Source organism: Staphylococcus sp. B1(2026), assembly GCF_058895785.1.
The window spans coordinates 1-16,337 of sequence record NZ_JBZXTS010000008.1 but is presented as its reverse complement, the minus strand read 5'-3'; the positions used below and the strand labels follow the sequence as shown (position 1 = coordinate 16,337).

16 protein-coding genes and 1 other annotated feature are annotated in these 16,337 nt (G+C 33.0%); of the genes, 15 read left to right on the top strand and 1 reads right to left on the bottom strand.

Annotated elements, in window-relative coordinates:
• The first annotated feature begins 10 nt into the window (after positions 1-10).
• From AC5EAH_RS02630 to rpoC, 12 genes are all read left to right on the top strand, one after another.
• Positions 11-490, top strand: a complete 480-nt coding sequence (locus AC5EAH_RS02630; protein WP_493493198.1) for a sigma-70 RNA polymerase sigma factor region 4 domain-containing protein — start codon at positions 11-13, stop codon at positions 488-490.
• 164 nt (positions 491-654) lie between these two features.
• Positions 655-825 (top strand): preprotein translocase subunit SecE, encoded by a 171-nt coding sequence (gene secE, locus AC5EAH_RS02625; RefSeq protein WP_493493197.1) that lies wholly within the window; start codon positions 655-657, stop codon positions 823-825.
• Between the two features lie 14 nt (positions 826-839).
• Positions 840-1,385: a transcription termination/antitermination protein NusG gene (gene nusG, locus AC5EAH_RS02620; protein WP_493493196.1), complete on the top strand. Its 546-nt coding sequence runs from the start codon at positions 840-842 to the stop codon at positions 1,383-1,385.
• Between the two features lie 151 nt (positions 1,386-1,536).
• A complete protein-coding gene (locus AC5EAH_RS02615; RefSeq protein WP_493493195.1) occupies positions 1,537-1,839 on the top strand; it encodes a DUF1310 family protein in 303 nt (100 codons plus the stop codon).
• 118 nt (positions 1,840-1,957) lie between these two features.
• Positions 1,958-2,101, top strand: a complete 144-nt coding sequence (locus tag AC5EAH_RS02610) for a hypothetical protein (protein ID WP_493493194.1) — start codon at positions 1,958-1,960, stop codon at positions 2,099-2,101.
• 191 nt (positions 2,102-2,292) lie between these two features.
• Positions 2,293-2,718 carry a 50S ribosomal protein L11 gene (rplK, locus tag AC5EAH_RS02605; protein WP_493493193.1) on the top strand — a complete coding sequence of 142 codons (426 nt, stop codon included), beginning with the start codon at positions 2,293-2,295 and terminating at the stop codon, positions 2,716-2,718.
• A gap of 108 nt (positions 2,719-2,826) precedes the next feature.
• A complete protein-coding gene (gene rplA, locus AC5EAH_RS02600) occupies positions 2,827-3,516 on the top strand; it encodes a 50S ribosomal protein L1 (RefSeq protein WP_493493192.1) in 690 nt (229 codons plus the stop codon).
• Positions 3,517-3,558: 42 nt separating this feature from the next.
• Positions 3,559-3,690, top strand: a sequence feature (ribosomal protein L10 leader region).
• 44 nt (positions 3,691-3,734) lie between these two features.
• A complete protein-coding gene (gene rplJ / locus AC5EAH_RS02595) occupies positions 3,735-4,235 on the top strand; it encodes a 50S ribosomal protein L10 (RefSeq protein ID WP_493493191.1) in 501 nt (166 codons plus the stop codon).
• A 53-nt stretch (positions 4,236-4,288) separates the two neighbouring features.
• A complete protein-coding gene (gene rplL, locus AC5EAH_RS02590; RefSeq protein ID WP_493493228.1) occupies positions 4,289-4,651 on the top strand; it encodes a 50S ribosomal protein L7/L12 in 363 nt (120 codons plus the stop codon).
• Positions 4,652-4,720: 69 nt separating this feature from the next.
• A complete protein-coding gene (locus AC5EAH_RS02585) occupies positions 4,721-5,347 on the top strand; it encodes a class I SAM-dependent methyltransferase (protein WP_493493190.1) in 627 nt (208 codons plus the stop codon).
• Between the two features lie 191 nt (positions 5,348-5,538).
• Complete coding sequence (gene rpoB, locus AC5EAH_RS02580; RefSeq protein WP_493493189.1) at positions 5,539-9,180, top strand: DNA-directed RNA polymerase subunit beta; 3,642 nt, start codon at positions 5,539-5,541, stop codon at positions 9,178-9,180.
• Positions 9,181-9,318: 138 nt separating this feature from the next.
• Entirely contained in the window at positions 9,319-12,948 is a 3,630-nt protein-coding gene (gene rpoC, locus AC5EAH_RS02575) for a DNA-directed RNA polymerase subunit beta' (protein ID WP_493493227.1), read from the top strand.
• Between the two features lie 40 nt (positions 12,949-12,988).
• On the opposite strand, the gene AC5EAH_RS02570 is transcribed toward rpoC, so the two are convergent.
• Entirely contained in the window at positions 12,989-13,255 is a 267-nt protein-coding gene (locus AC5EAH_RS02570; protein WP_493493188.1) for an SAV0927 family protein, read from the bottom strand.
• A 115-nt stretch (positions 13,256-13,370) separates the two neighbouring features.
• On the opposite strand from AC5EAH_RS02570, the gene AC5EAH_RS02565 reads away from it, so the two are divergent.
• The 3 genes from AC5EAH_RS02565 to AC5EAH_RS02555 all read left to right on the top strand — a co-directional run bounded on the left by AC5EAH_RS02565 (position 13,371) and on the right by AC5EAH_RS02555 (position 16,253).
• The gene (locus AC5EAH_RS02565) at positions 13,371-14,162 is read left to right on the top strand and encodes a TIGR01457 family HAD-type hydrolase (RefSeq protein ID WP_493493187.1); all 792 of its coding nucleotides are present in this window, start codon (positions 13,371-13,373) and stop codon (positions 14,160-14,162) included.
• Positions 14,162-15,553 (top strand): polysaccharide deacetylase family protein, encoded by a 1,392-nt coding sequence (locus AC5EAH_RS02560; protein ID WP_493493186.1) that lies wholly within the window; start codon positions 14,162-14,164, stop codon positions 15,551-15,553. Before AC5EAH_RS02565 ends, AC5EAH_RS02560 begins: the two co-directional genes overlap by 1 nt.
• A 139-nt stretch (positions 15,554-15,692) precedes the next feature.
• Positions 15,693-16,253, top strand: a complete 561-nt coding sequence (locus AC5EAH_RS02555) for an NADPH-dependent FMN reductase (RefSeq protein WP_493493185.1) — start codon at positions 15,693-15,695, stop codon at positions 16,251-16,253.
• The last annotated feature ends 84 nt before the right edge of the window (positions 16,254-16,337 follow it).

The following is a 16,337-nucleotide window of genomic DNA, read 5'->3' as shown; positions in this document are numbered from 1 at the left end:
AGGTGTTATAATGAAAGAGCAACAAGCCATAAGAAAAATTCAATGTCAAGAAGATGTAGATGAGCATTATACTTATCTCAGAGATAAATATTATCCGCTTATTATCAAAGAAGTGTCACAACAATATCGATATCATAATGATGAATGGTGTGACTTACAACAAGAACTAGAATTAACTTTTTATAAAGCTATTCAAACGTATGATTTATCTCAAAGCTCATGTGCTTTTGGTGCCTATGCTAAAATTTGTTTGCACCATCGTGTTTGTAATATGATTCGTTATTACACATCAAGAAAAACTGTTATGAAGCAAGTACAAACGATTGATGAATTAACTTATCAAATTGCAGATAAATATCCAGAATTTATCATGGATAAACTCGATAAACTATCACTTATTAAGCAATATTGTTTGCCAGAAGAGCAACGATTGATTGACTACTTATTACGTGGTTATAGTTATCAACAAATTGCCATGCAACTGTCATGAAGTTATAAGCAAGTAACAAATAAAGTTTATCATATCAGAAAAAAACTTGTAGCTGTGACAAGTAAAAAATAATTAAAATGGTTGTATCTACGCACTTTTTATTATATATTAGTAGATGGTTGAAATGAATAAATGAGTATTATAATAAGGGGAGTGAAATAAAGATGTTTCGTTTTTTAAGCAATGTTAAAATAGAAATGAAAAAAGTATCTTGGCCTACTGGTAAACAGTTAATGAAATATACGGCAGTTGTTATTGCTACAGTAACATTTATGGCGGCATTCTTTTATTTAGTTGATATGGGTATTTCAAGTTTAATTCGATTAATCAAATAGGGGGCAAGTAAATAATGGAGAATCAACAATCAGAAAAGCAATGGTATGTCGTACATACTTATTCAGGATATGAAAATAGTGTAAAAACAAATTTAGAAAAACGTGTAGAAACAATGGATATGCAGGATAAAATTTTCAGAGTAATGATTCCTGAACAAGAAGAAACTTCAGTTGTTAATGGTAAACAAAAAACAATGAAGAAGAAAACTTTCCCTGGCTATGTTTTAGTTGAGTTAGTTATGACAGATGATTCTTGGTACGTTGTACGTAACACACCAGGTGTCACAGGTTTTGTAGGATCAGCAGGTTCAGGTTCAAAACCAAGTCCATTATTACCAGAAGAAGTGAGCTTCTTATTAAAAGAAATGGGTATGTCAATTAATATCGATGCCGAATTTGATGAAGGTGAGCATGTACGAGTGATCTCAGGGCCATTTGTAGATCGTACAGGTGAGATTATTGCTGTTAATCAAAAAGACTTAAAATTAGATATTTTAATTGATATGATGGGTCATGAAACTAAAGTAGAAGTAGAAATGAACCAAGTAGAAAAAATGTAAATAAATAAGCACAATAATGCATTCATCATTTGATGGATGCATTATTTAATAACTTATGATTTGATTAAGAAACTATAAATATAATATATAATTAATTTATACAATTTAAAATTAATTACATTATGAAGAATTTATATTAACAGGAGAAAAAATGAAAAAAAGAAAATGGATAAAGGTACTATTAACTTTAGTATTACCACTTACAATTTTAATTATATTTCTAACTAATGGCGGTTGTGAAAGAATGATGGGTTATCCAAGTAAAGAGGAAATGATAAAAGTGTTAGAAACACAAGAAGTAAAGGATGTATTTGAAGAATTAATATATTATTGGGATGAAAAAGCTTATACCAACGAAGGTATTATTCAATCTTATATGTTAGATGTTAATTCAGTAAAATGGAATCCGTTAGGAGGTATTAGTTTTGAGTTAATTATTAATCACAATAAATAATTTTACTTGCAAAGTATTTTAGATAAAAAAGATAATAAATTATATTTTGATATTAGTAGTTCATCTGAAATGCTAGATGAAATGCTTGAAGAAAGAAGAATACAGAAAGGAAAAAGTAATGAATAAACTAACAGATGAACAAAAATTATTTATTGCAAGACAAGAATATGAAGTCTATAAGAGAGGTAATATTATTGAGTCGAAAAAATTAAATGGTATCTACGACTATATCCCAGAAGTCATTGACAATTTTTCAAATTGAATGATGTGTTGAACATTATTTTATATGAATCAGAAAAAAATTAAAATCTCAAATAAAATAGTTGAAATGAATTTTGCACTGTGGTATTATAGCGAAGTCAGGCTAAAAATAGCCCGATAACGTAAGTGGGAGAGCAAAAATTTAAGGCTCAAGTTTACCACTACACGAGTATTTCAAGGAGGTGTCTTCTCGTGGCTAAAAAAGTTATCAAAGTAGTTAAGTTACAAATTCCAGCTGGGAAAGCAAACCCAGCGCCACCAGTAGGTCCTGCATTAGGTCAAGCAGGGGTTAATATTATGGGATTCTGTAAAGAATTTAATGCACGTACACAAGAACAAGTAGGTTTAATTATTCCAGTAGAAATTTCTGTATTTGAAGACCGTTCATTTACATTTATTACTAAAACACCACCTGCTGCAGTTCTATTAAAAAAAGCAGCTAAAATCGAAAAAGGTTCTGGTGAACCTAATACGAAAAAAGTTGCAACTGTAACAAGTGAACAAGTACGCCAAATCGCTCAAGAAAAAATGGAAGATTTAAATGCAGCTTCTGTTGAAGCAGCAATGCGTATGGTAGAAGGTACAGCACGTTCAATGGGTATCGTTGTTGAAGGTTAATTCATCACTTATTCATTAATGCTGATAAGGTTGCGTAAAATACGCAATCTTTGTTTTGTAAAATGTGGGAGGACATTCCGCTAAAACCACTTATAGGAGGAAAAGAAAATGGCTAAAAAAGGTAAAAAATATCTTGAAGCTGCAAAATTAATCGATCGTGATACTTTATATGTAGTTGAAGAAGCGATTGAATTAGCGCAAAAAACAAGTACAGTAGGCTTTGATGCAACTGTAGAAGTGGCATTCCGTTTAGGAATTGACACACGTAAAAATGATCAACAAATCCGTGGTGCAATCGTGTTACCAAACGGTACAGGTAAAACTGCACGTGTATTAGTATTTGCAAAAGGCGAAAAAGCAAAAGAAGCAGAAGCTGCTGGTGCTGATTTCGTTGGTGACGACGAGTACATTAACAAAATCCAACAAGGTTGGTTTGATTTTGACGTAATCGTTGCAACACCAGACATGATGGGTCAAGTAGGACGTTTAGGTCGTGTATTAGGTCCTAAAGGTTTAATGCCAAACCCTAAAACAGGTACTGTTACAATGGACGTGACTAAAGCTGTAAATGATATTAAAGCTGGTCAAGTTGAATACCGTGCAGAAAAAGCTGGTATTATTCATGCACCAATTGGTAAAGTATCATTCACTAAAGAAGCATTGGTAGAAAACTTTAATGCAATTGCTGGCGCTGTGCAAAAAGCTAAACCAGCTGCAGCTAAAGGTACTTATGTTAAATCTGTTGCTGTATCAACAACAATGGGTCCTGGTGTGAAAATTGATCCTACAAATTTATAATTTGTAGTTGACAATACAATATAAATAATATAAAATAATAAAAGTCATATATCATTTGTACCAAAGACAGTAGGGGTGTTTACACTTAATTATCCTACCGAGGACAATCTAAAGTACGTTTAAACGACGTTCTTTGTGTCTAATCAGGTACAAAGAACGTCTTTTTATGCATATAGAAAGACCACGTATAAATGATAAATTTTATAGGAGGTACTTACATGTCTAAAGCAATTGAAGCTAAAAAACAAGCAGTAGAAGTTATTGCAGAACAATTAAAAGCTAGTGTATCAACAGTTGTTGTTGATTACCGTGGTTTAAATGTTGCTGAAGTTACTGAATTACGTAAGCAATTACGTGAAGAAGGTATTCAATTTAAAGTATACAAAAATTCATTAGTGCGTCGTGCTGCTGAAAAAGCTGGTTTAGGTGAATTAAACGAAGTTTTAACTGGTCCTAATGCGATTGCATTTTCAACAGAAGATGTTATTGCACCAGCACGTATTTTAAATAACTTTGCTAAAGAACACCAAGCATTAGAAATTAAAGCTGGTGCCATCGAAGGTAAAGTAACTTCATTAGAAGAAGTTAAAGCAATCGCAGAATTACCATCACGCGAAGGTTTACTTTCAATGTTACTTTCAGTATTACAAGCACCAATTCGCAACACTGCACTTGCTATTAAAGCAGTTGCAGATCAAAAAGAAGGTCAAGAGGCTTAATCTTGAACTTAACATCATTAAATTACAATTAAACACATATTATGGAGGATTTTATAATGACTAGAGAACAAATTTTAGAAGCTATTAAAGAAATGTCAGTTTTAGAGTTAAACGACTTAGTAAAAGCAATTGAAGAAGAATTCGGTGTAACTGCAGCTGCTCCTGTAGCTGTTGTTGCTGGTGGCGCTGCTGCTGCTGAAGAAAAAACTGAATTTGATGTAGTATTAACAGATGCTGGTGCATCAAAAATTAAAGTTATTAAAGCAGTTCGTGAAATCACAGGCGACGGCTTAAAAGAAGCTAAAGAAAAAGTAGATGGTGCGCCATCAACTCTTAAAGAAGGCGTTTCTAAAGAAGAAGCTGAAGAAATGAAAGCTAAATTAGAAGAAGCTGGTGCTTCTGTAGAAGTTAAATAATTAATGATTTAATCAAGAGTGGTGACATCGTCATCACTCTTTTTTAATTTATGTGTTTAGGAGAAAAATATGACAAAACATTATTATAGTCGACAACCAGAAGTTCAAAGTGATAAAAAAATGTTAACAGTAAATTTATTAGAACATACAATAAAATTTTATACAGATAATGGTGTTTTTAGTAAAAAAAATATTGATTTTGGTTCCCAGGAATTAATTCGTCAAGTTAAAGTGCAACCATGGATGACAAAAATGATTGATGTTGGTTGTGGCTATGGTCCTTTAACGATTGCTTTATTATTAGACAATTCGCAATTAAAAAGTTTGATGTTAGATGTTAATACGAGAGCTTTAGAATTAGCGATGGAAAATTGTCGTCTAAATCGTTGTGAACAGCGTATTGATATTAAAGAGAATGATGGTTTGCATGGTATTGTTGACAATAGTGCAGATATTATTGTAACGAACCCACCTATTAGAGCGGGCAAAGAGGTAGTGCATTCCATTTTAACTAATGCATATCAAGTGTTAGTTGATAATGGAGAATTATGGGTCGTTATTCAGAAAAAACAAGGGATGCCTTCGGCTAAAAAAGTAATGGAAGAAACATTTGGTAATGTAGAAGTAGTGGCTAAAAATAAAGGTTATTATATATTGAAGAGTAAAAAAATGGTTTTTTTATTGACTAGTTATTGAAATTATGTTAAATTTATATAATGCTAGAATAATAATAGCGACCGGTCTGACTATGCGCGAGTTAAACTGGTTGGATAAGGATAAATATAGACTGAAAATGTAAAATAACATGAAATTTTTACGTTTTCTTTTGGTCTTTTTAAATACCATTAATCCTAATTGCGCAAAATACTAGATAAGGGGTGACACAGTTGACAGGTCAACTAGTTCAATACGGTAAACACCGAAAACGTCGTAGCTTTGCGAAAATTTCAGAAGTACTAGAATTACCAAATTTAATTGAAATTCAAACAGCTTCGTATGAATGGTTTCTAGAAAAAGGGATTCGAGAAATGTTCCGAGATATTTCTCCAATTACTGATTTCACTGGTAATTTATCGCTAGACTTCATTGATTATAAATTAGGTGAACCTAAATATACAATTGATGAATCAAAAGAAAGAGATGTAACTTACTCAGCACCATTACGTGTTAAAGTACGTTTGGCTCACAATAATGGTGAAGAAGAAACAATTAAAGAACAAGAAGTATTTATGGGAGATTTCCCGCTAATGACTGATACAGGTACATTTATTATTAATGGTGCAGAACGTGTTATTGTATCACAATTAGTACGTTCGCCATCTGTGTATTTTACAGAAGATGATAAATTACGTGGTAAAAATGTAAATAACGCATATAAAACAACAGTAATACCAAATCGTGGGGCATGGTTAGAATACGAAAAAGATATTAAAGATATCGCTTACGTAAGAATCGACCGTACACGAAAATTACCTTTAACAGTATTATTACGCGCATTAGGTTTCGGTACAGATAAAGAAATAATTGATATACTTGGTTCAAGTCAAGTGATATTAAACACACTTGAAAAAGATAATACGGAGTCGACTGATGATGCTTTAATTGAAATTTATGAGCGATTACGTCCAGGAGAACCAGCCAACGTAGAAAATGCACGTAGCTTGATACATGCACGTTTCTTCGATGACAAACGTTATGATTTAGCTAATGTAGGTCGTTATAAATTAAACAATAAATTACATGTAAGTGGTCGTTTAGAAAATCAAATTTTGGCAGAACCAATAGTTGATACAGATACAGGAGAAATCTTAGTAGAAGCTGGTCAAAAATTAACACGTCAAATTTTAGATGAAATTTACGAGCCTTTAAAACACGTTGCGAATTTAGTTGAATATGAAATGGCAAACCCATTAGATGGCAATGATACAATTGAATTGCAAGTCTTCAAAATTGTTAATCAAGCTAATCCTGATGAAACAATTACAATTATTGGTAATGCATGGCCGAATGACGATATACGTACAGTTACACCATCAGATATTATTGCATCTATGAATTATTATTTAGTATTATTAAATAATCGTAAAAACAGTGTAGGATTTGAATTTGAATTAATCGGTAAGATTGATGATATTGACCATTTAGGTAATCGTCGTTTACGCTGTGTTGGTGAATTATTACAAAATCAATTCCGTATCGGTTTATCTCGTATGGAGCGTGTTGTGCGTGAACGTATGAGTATCCAAGATAGTGATCAAATGGCACCACAACAATTGATTAATATTCGTCCAGTGATTGCATCAATTAAAGAATTCTTTGGTAGTTCACAATTATCACAGTTCATGGATCAAACTAACCCATTATCTGAGTTAACGCATAAACGACGTTTATCAGCTTTAGGACCAGGTGGTTTAACACGTGAACGTGCTGGAATGGAAGTGCGTGACGTTCACCCTTCACATTACGGTCGTATGTGTCCAATTGAAACACCAGAGGGACCAAACATCGGTTTGATTAACTCATTATCATCATTTGCACGTTTAAATGAATTTGGTTTCATTATGTCACCTTACCGTAAAGTTAAAGAAATTGACGGTAAAATGGTAGTAACTGGAGAAATCCATTATTTAACAGCTGATCAAGAAGATAACTATGTCGTTGCGCAATCAAATTCTCAGTTAGATGAAGATAACGCATTTGCAGAAGAATTTGTCGTTTGTCGATATCGTGGTGAAAACACAGTATTACCTAGAGAAAAAATGGGTTATATGGATGTATCTCCTAAGCAAGTTGTTTCAGCTGCAACAGCATGTATTCCTTTCTTAGAAAATGATGACTCTAACCGTGCATTAATGGGTGCCAACATGCAACGTCAAGCAGTACCATTAATGAATCCAGAAGCACCAATAGTTGGTACAGGTATGGAGCATGTTGCAGCACGTGATTCAGGTGCTGCCGTTGTTGCAAAATATGATGGTGTAGTTGAATATGTAGATGCTAGAGAAATTCGTGTACGTCGTATAGAAGAAGTCAATGGCGTAGCAACAAAAACACATTTAGATAAGTATAAAGTTCATAAATATGCACGTTCTAATCACTCAACTTCATATAACCAACGTCCATTAGTTAAAGTTGGCGATAAAGTAGAAAAACGTGATATTTTAGCGAACGGTCCTTCAATGGAAAATGGTGAGATGGCTTTAGGTCGTAATGTAACTGTTGCTTTCGTTAACTGGGATGGTTATAACTATGAAGATGCCGTTATTATGAGCGAACGTTTAGTAAAAGATGATGTTTATACATCAATTCACGTTGAAGAATATGAATTAGAATCACGTGATACTAAATTAGGCCCTGAAGAAATCACACGTGATATTCCAAATGTAGGTGAGAGTGCCTTACGTGATTTAGATGAGCGTGGTATTATTCGCATTGGAGCTGAAGTAAATGATGGTGACATTTTAGTAGGTAAAGTAACACCTAAAGGTATGACAGAATTAAGTGCTGAAGAACGTTTATTACATGCAATCTTTGGTGAAAAAGCACGTGAAGTACGTGATACTTCATTACGTGTACCACATGGTGCCGGCGGAATTATTTTAGATGTTAAAGTCTTTAATCGTTCAGAAGGTGCAGAATTATCACCAGGTGTCAACCAATTAGTACGTGTATATATTGTTCAAAAACGTAAAATTCGTGTGGGTGATAAAATGGCCGGACGTCACGGTAATAAAGGGGTTATCTCTAATATTTTACCGGAAGAGGATATGCCATTCTTACCAGATGGTACACCAATTGATATCATGTTAAACCCATTAGGGGTACCTTCACGTATGAACATTGGACAAGTGTTAGAATTACATCTTGGTATGGCAGCTAAATTATTAGGTGAATATGTTGCATCACCTGTATTTGATGGTGCTGATGATAATGATGTTTGGGGTATGATTGAGCAAGCAGGTATGTCTAAAGATGCTAAAACAGTACTTTATGACGGACGTACAGGAGAACCATTTGATAATAGAGTATCAGTAGGAATTATGTATATGATTAAATTAGCCCACATGGTTGATGATAAATTACATGCACGTTCTATTGGACCTTATTCATTAGTAACGCAACAACCATTAGGTGGTAAAGCACAATTTGGTGGACAACGTTTCGGTGAGATGGAGGTATGGGCATTAGAAGCTTATGGTGCTGCTTATATCTTACAAGAAATTTTAACGTTTAAATCAGATGATACAGTTGGTCGTGTGAAAGCTTATGAAGCGATTGTTAAAGGTGAAAATGTACCTAAACCAGGTGTACCTGAATCCTTCCGTGTATTAATGAAAGAATTACAAGCATTAGGTATGGACTTTAAAGTAATGAATAAAGAAGACGAAGAAATTGATATGTCAGCTATTGATGATGATGATTTCTTACCAGAGCCTAAAGATTCAGATCAATTAATGCGTGAGCAACAAGCCGCACGTGAAAATGGAACAAGTTTAGTTATTAAAGATGAAGTAATTAAAGAAGTATAGTTAACAACAATAGAGTAGTACAGGTAATGATAAGTTACCTGTCACTACTAGTAATCAATCGGTGCTGTTAGTTAAATCTAATAATAAGAAATAGAAAAGGAGGTAGGCTCCTTGATTGATGTAAATGATTTTGCTTATATGAAAATAGGGTTAGCTTCACCAGAAAAAATTAGAGAATGGTCTCATGGAGAAGTTAGAAAACCCGAAACAATCAATTATCGTACATTAAAACCAGAACGTGACGGTTTATTCTGTGAAAAAATCTTTGGTCCAACTAAGGACTGGGAATGTTCATGTGGTAAATATAAACGCGTACGTTACAAGGGTATCGTTTGTGATCGTTGTGGTGTAGAAGTTACACGTGCCAAAGTACGTCGTGAAAGAATGGGTCATATCGAATTAGCTGCACCAGTCAGTCATATTTGGTACTTTAAAGGGATTCCAAGTCGTATGGGTCTACTTTTAGATATGTCACCACGTTCACTAGAAGAAGTAATTTATTTTGCTTCTTATGCAGTTATTGATCCTGGGAAAACACATTTTGTTAAAAAACAATTGATTTCTGAAGGTGAATATCGTGAAGCTGAACGTACTTATGGTAGAGATTCATTCGTAGCTAAAATGGGTGCGGAAGCAATTAAAGATTTATTAAAAGATATTGATTTAAATACTGAATTAAAAGAATTACGTGAAGAGTTACAAACAGCGTCAGATTCTAACAGTCGTTCAAATCAGCGTTTAACACGTGCAATTAAACGTCTGGAAGTCGTTGAGTCATTCCGTAATTCTGGTAATAAACCAGAGTGGATGATTTTAGACGTGTTACCAATTATTCCACCAGAAATCCGTCCGATGGTACAATTAGATGGTGGTCGTTTTGCAACGAGTGATTTAAATGATTTATATCGTCGTGTAATTAACCGTAATAATCGATTAAAACGTTTATTAGAGTTAGGCGCACCTGGTATTATCGTACAAAATGAAAAACGTATGTTACAAGAAGCTGTAGATGCTTTAATTGATAATGGTCGTCGTGGTCGTGCAGTAACTGGTCCAGGTAATCGTCCATTAAAATCATTATCACATATGTTAAAAGGTAAACATGGTCGATTCCGTCAAAACTTATTAGGTAAACGTGTCGATTATTCAGGACGTTCTGTAATCGTTGTTGGTCCAAATTTAAAAATGTATCAATGTGGTTTACCGAAAGAAATGGCTTTAGAATTATTCAAACCATTTGTGATGAAAGAATTAGTTGCTAGAGATATGGCAACAAATGTTAAAAATGCTAAAGGTAAAATTGAACGTATGGAAGATTGCGTTTGGGATGTACTTGAAGATGTTATTAAAGAACACCCAGTACTATTAAACCGAGCACCTACGCTTCACCGTTTAGGTATTCAAGCCTTTGAACCAATTTTAGTAGAAGGTCGTGCTATTCGTTTACACCCATTAGTAACAACAGCATTTAATGCTGACTTTGATGGTGACCAAATGGCTGTTCACGTACCTTTATCTAAAGAAGCACAAGCAGAAGCACGTATGTTATTATTAGCCGCACAAAATATCTTAAACCCTAAAGATGGTAAACCAGTTGTAACACCATCTCAGGATATGGTATTAGGTAACTATTACTTAACATTAGAGCGCCCAGGTTCTATTGGTGAAGGTATGATTTTTAAAGATGCTAATGAAGTATTAATGGCTTATCAAAATGGTTATGTTCATTTACACTCACGTATTGGTGTACGTGCGAAATCATTAAATAATCCAACATTTACGCAGTTGGAAGATGATAAATTATTAATTACATCTGTAGGTAAAATTATTTTTAACCAAATTTTACCAGAATCATTCCCTTATTTAAATGAACCAACTTCTGTTAACTTAGAAGTTGCAACACCTGAAAAATATTTTGTAAAAGCTAGTGAATTACCTGAAGGTGGTTTACCAGAATATTTACAAACAACTGAACCAGTTACACCATTTAAAAAAGGTTTCTTATCTAAAATCATTGCAGAAGTTTTTGATAAATTCCACATTACAGAAACATCTAAAATGTTAGACAGAATGAAAGACTTAGGTTTTAAATATTCATCTAAAGCTGGTATTACAGTAGGGGTAGCAGACGTTGTCGTATTACCTACAAAACATGATATTTTAGCAGATGCACAACAAAATGTTGATAAAATCATGCACTTATATCGTCGTGGTTTATTAACAGAAGAAGAACGTTATCAAAATGTTATTAAACAATGGGCGGATGCCAAAGATATCATTCAGGATAACTTAATGGCTTCTTTACCAGAATTAAACCCTATCTTTATGATGAGTGACTCTGGAGCCCGTGGTAATGCTTCAAACTTTACACAGTTAGCAGGTATGCGTGGTTTAATGGCATCACCATCTGGTCGTATTATTGAAATGCCAGTACGTTCATCATTCCGTGAAGGATTAACAGTATTAGAATACTTCATTTCATCTCATGGAGCGCGTAAAGGTTTGGCAGATACAGCTTTAAAAACGGCCGATTCAGGTTACTTAACACGTCGTTTAGTAGACGTTGCACAAGATGTTATTATTCGTGAGCATGACTGTCATACTGACCGTGGTTTATATGTAGAAGCATTGAAAAATGGTACAGATGAAATCGAATCATTAGAAGAACGTTTAGAAGGACGTTATGCTAAAGAATCAATTCGTCATCCAGAAACAGGTGCTGTAATTGTTCGTGCTAATGAATTAATTACAACAGATATGGCTAAAGAAGTTCAAGATGCAGGTATTACAGGAGCTGTAATTCGTTCAGCATTTACATGTAACACACGTCACGGAGTTTGTGAAAAATGTTACGGTAAAAACTTAGCAACTGGTGAAAAAGTAGAAGTTGGTGAAGCAGTTGGTACAATTGCTGCCCAATCTATTGGTGAACCAGGGACACAGTTAACGATGCGTACCTTCCATACAGGTGGGGTTGCCGGTGCCGATATTACACAAGGTTTACCTCGTATTCAAGAATTATTTGAAGCGCGTAATCCTAAAGGACAAGCAGTTATTTCTGAAATTACAGGTATTGTAACTGAAGTAACATTAGACGCTGATCATAACCGTACAATTGTTGTTACAAATGATAAAGAATCACGTACATATCATGCTTATGCTTCAACACGTTTATTAGTTGTTGAGAATGAACAAGTACAACGTGGACAAGCTTTAACTGAAGGTTCAATTGAACCAAAACAATTATTATCGGTTGCTGGTTTACAAGCTGTACAAAATTATTTATTATGTGAAGTACAAAAAGTTTATCGTATGCAAGGGGTAGAAGTATCTGACAAGCACGTTGAAGTAATGGTACGTCAAATGTTACGTAAAGTACGTATTATTAATGCTGGAGATACAACATTATTACCAGGTGCATTAATTGATATTCACCAATTCACTGATGAAAATGCTAAAGTACTAGTTAAAGGTGGTCAATTAGCCACAGCTAAACCAGTCTTATTAGGTATTACTAAAGCATCATTAGAAACAGAAAGTTTCTTATCAGCAGCATCATTCCAAGAAACAACACGTGTGTTAACAGATGCAGCAATTAAAGGTAAACGTGACGAACTATTAGGTCTTAAAGAAAATGTTATTATTGGTAAACTGATTCCAGCTGGAACAGGTATGGCACAATATAACGATGCCTATTTCAAAAAAGAAATAGAAGACGAAGAAATGATAGTTGATGCACCAGAAGAAGATACAATTTTTGTAGATTAAAATTAAATCACCCCTTGTTGAATTTAACAAGGGGTGATTTCTAATTATCTATCACTTGTAATAAAAATTCTAATAAATCTTGAGCATAATCATCATCACCTTTGAAATATTGTTGAATATAATCAAGATTTAAATTATCACTGCCAAATAAGGCAAAGTGTTGACTTTGCAAATCAAGTACGACAGTTTTGCCATAAAATTTATCTGAATTAATCAGTGCTAAATCATAGCGGCTATGATCAGTAAAAAAGCTAACAAATCTTGTTTGGCTATGTTCTGTATCATCATATAAAAATTCTATAGTCATAATTATTAATTCTCCTTAAGTTTATTATTTTATTATAATCAATATTTAAAATAAATGCCAAAGTAAAATGATTTTGTTGTATAATAGTAATGATTACGATAGAAAGGAAGAAACGATGAAAAATTATCAAGGTTATTTATTAGATTTAGATGGTACAATATATTTAGGTAATAAAATTTTACCTGGTGCAGTAGCATTTATTGATTATTTAAAACAGAATAATTTATCATATACATTTGTAACGAATAATTCAACACGAGAACCTCAAGCAGTAGTAGACAAATTAAAACAATTTGGTATTATAACAGACGTATCTCATGTTTATACAACAGCACAAGCAACAGCCACTTATATTGAACAAAATTATCCTAATAAAGTTGTTTTTGCTATCGGTGAATCAGGTATTATGAATGCATTGAAAGAAAAAAATATTTCAATAACATCAGATGCTAATCAAGCAGATATTGTTGTGATGGGATTAGATACACAAATTAATTATCAAAAATTAGTTCAAGCAAGTACAGCGATACAAAATGGTGCAATCTTTATTTCTACTAATCCAGATGTAGCTATTCCTTTAGAAACAGGACGTCAACCAGGTAATGGCGCTTTAACGTCAGCTGTTGAAATAACAACTGGACAAAAAGCCACTTTTATTGGGAAACCTTATCATATTATTATGGATTTAGCGATAGAAGCAATGGGGCTAGCTAAATCTGAAATTGTCTTTGTCGGTGATAATTACGATACTGATATTTTGGCAGGAATTAATTCAGAAATTGATACCATTCATGTACAAACAGGTGTTTCTACTAAAGAACACGTGATGTCAGCTTTAAAACCTGCAACAATGAGTTTTAAAGATTTAAATGAAGTTTTAGTGCAATTAGATAAAGGAGAAAACTAATGTCAAAAAAAGGCTTTATTATTACATTATTAGGTAGTATTATCTTTTTAGCAGTTTTAATCTTAGGTGTTATTTGGTACAGTGTGAATCATACAGATTATATGAAAGAAGCACAAAAATATGAAGTCACTAAAAATGAACAATTAGACGAAAATTTATCAATAAAAAAAGTTAGCTTAGCTTCACCAGTCTTTAATTATCAAATAACTTATCCAGTTGTAAAAGATAAAAAAATTACTGAGCAATTGTCAAAAGATGTAACAGCAGAAAAAAAAGCATATTTTGAACAAGCACAAATAGATGATAATCCGAATCATTTGAAATTGGCAACAGAAGTAAAATCTACAGGTATTTTAAAAAATAGTTATATGATTAATATCATATCAACGACAACTTCCGATAAAGAAACAAATCAAAAATATTACTCATATATTTATACACCTGAAAATAAATCGTTGATGTCACCATTGGCTATTTTTAGTGATCCTCAACAAGCAAATCAAAAAATTATAGAAGTATTAGCAGCTAATGAAGAAATTTCAAAAAAAATCTCACAAACACAATTTGAAAAAGCGTTAAAAGCAAATGAAAATTTATTTGCCAATTATGAATTGTCATTAAACGAAGATAATGAAGACATCATTACTTTTCATTTTGCAACGAAAGATAATGTTAGTGGTTTAACAACATTATCGACACCATTACGTCCATTGGTTGACTTTATTAAACCAGAATATCGTCATAGTATTGTAAAAAATCCTAATTTTTGGAAACGTGTAGCATTAACTTTCGATGATGGTCCAGATGCGACATTAACACCTAGATTATTAGATATTTTAAAACAATATCATGCTAAGGCGACATTCTTTGAAATTGGTAGCCATGTGATAGGTAATGAAGAAATTATTAAACGTCAAGTTGCTGAAGGACATCAAGTAGCTAATCACACATGGAATCACCCAGCATTAGCTGGACTAAATGATAGTCGTGTTAGTGAACAAGTTAATTCAACAACAGATGTTTTACGTAAAGCAGGTGCCAAAGGTATAATGACTTTACGTCCACCTTATGGTAGTGTTAATGAGCATGTAGCGAGTATTGCAAATATGCCAATTATTATGTGGTCTGTAGATACTGAAGATTGGAAAAATAAAAATTCTAAAATTATTTTAGAACGTGTACAAGCGGGTACAAAAAATGGTGCCATTATATTAATGCACGATATTCATAAAACTTCAGTAGATACTGTACCAGCTGTCATAGAATGGTTGCAATCAGAAGGCTATGAACTAGTCACAGTTAATGAGTTGTTAGGTTTACAAGAAGGACAAGGTAATGGTCAACAATTTTTCAATGCACCAGAACAACAAGAAGTAAGTGTAGAAGAATAATAATAGAAAGAATGGGAAAATGTCTCCCATTCTTTTTATCATTTTACACTTACAAAAAGTAAGCTAATAAATTGATTTATTAAATATATAAATATATAATTAGTATGTAAAACAAAAATGATATATAGGAGATAGCAAAATGCCAAAAAATATTTTATTAGTTGTAGGTTCACTAAGAGAGAAATCATTTAACAAAGTTGTAGCAACTCATGTAGCAGAAGAATTAGCTAAGCATGGTCATTCAACTACATTTTTAGATTATTCTAAACTACCATTATTAAACCAAGATATTGAATTTCCAACACCAACAGAAGTTTCTGAAGTGCGTCAAGAAGTAGAAGCAGCTGATGCAGTGTGGTTTTTCACACCTGAATATAATTCAGCAATTCCAGGTGGTTTAAAAAACTTATTAGATTGGTTATCACGTCATAAAACAAGCGATGCAGTATATGGTCAACCAACAATTATACATGACAAAAAAGCAACAGTTTCATCTGCTGCAGGACATTCTAAAGGTGTGCATGCTAAAAAACAAGTTTTAGATATTATTAAAATGATTAAAATGGATGTTTTACCTGGGGAAGGTAGTGCAATTGAATTACCAAGAGAAGCATTCCAAACTGGGGAATTTGAATTAACAGCTGATCAAAAAACAGAATTGAGTCAACATGTACAACAATTTATTCAATTTTTAGATTAATAACAAATAAAAAAAGAAGGGGGAACCCTTCTTTTTTATTTATCATAATGAATAAAATGGGCTCTTTGTCAAAGAGTGTTGATG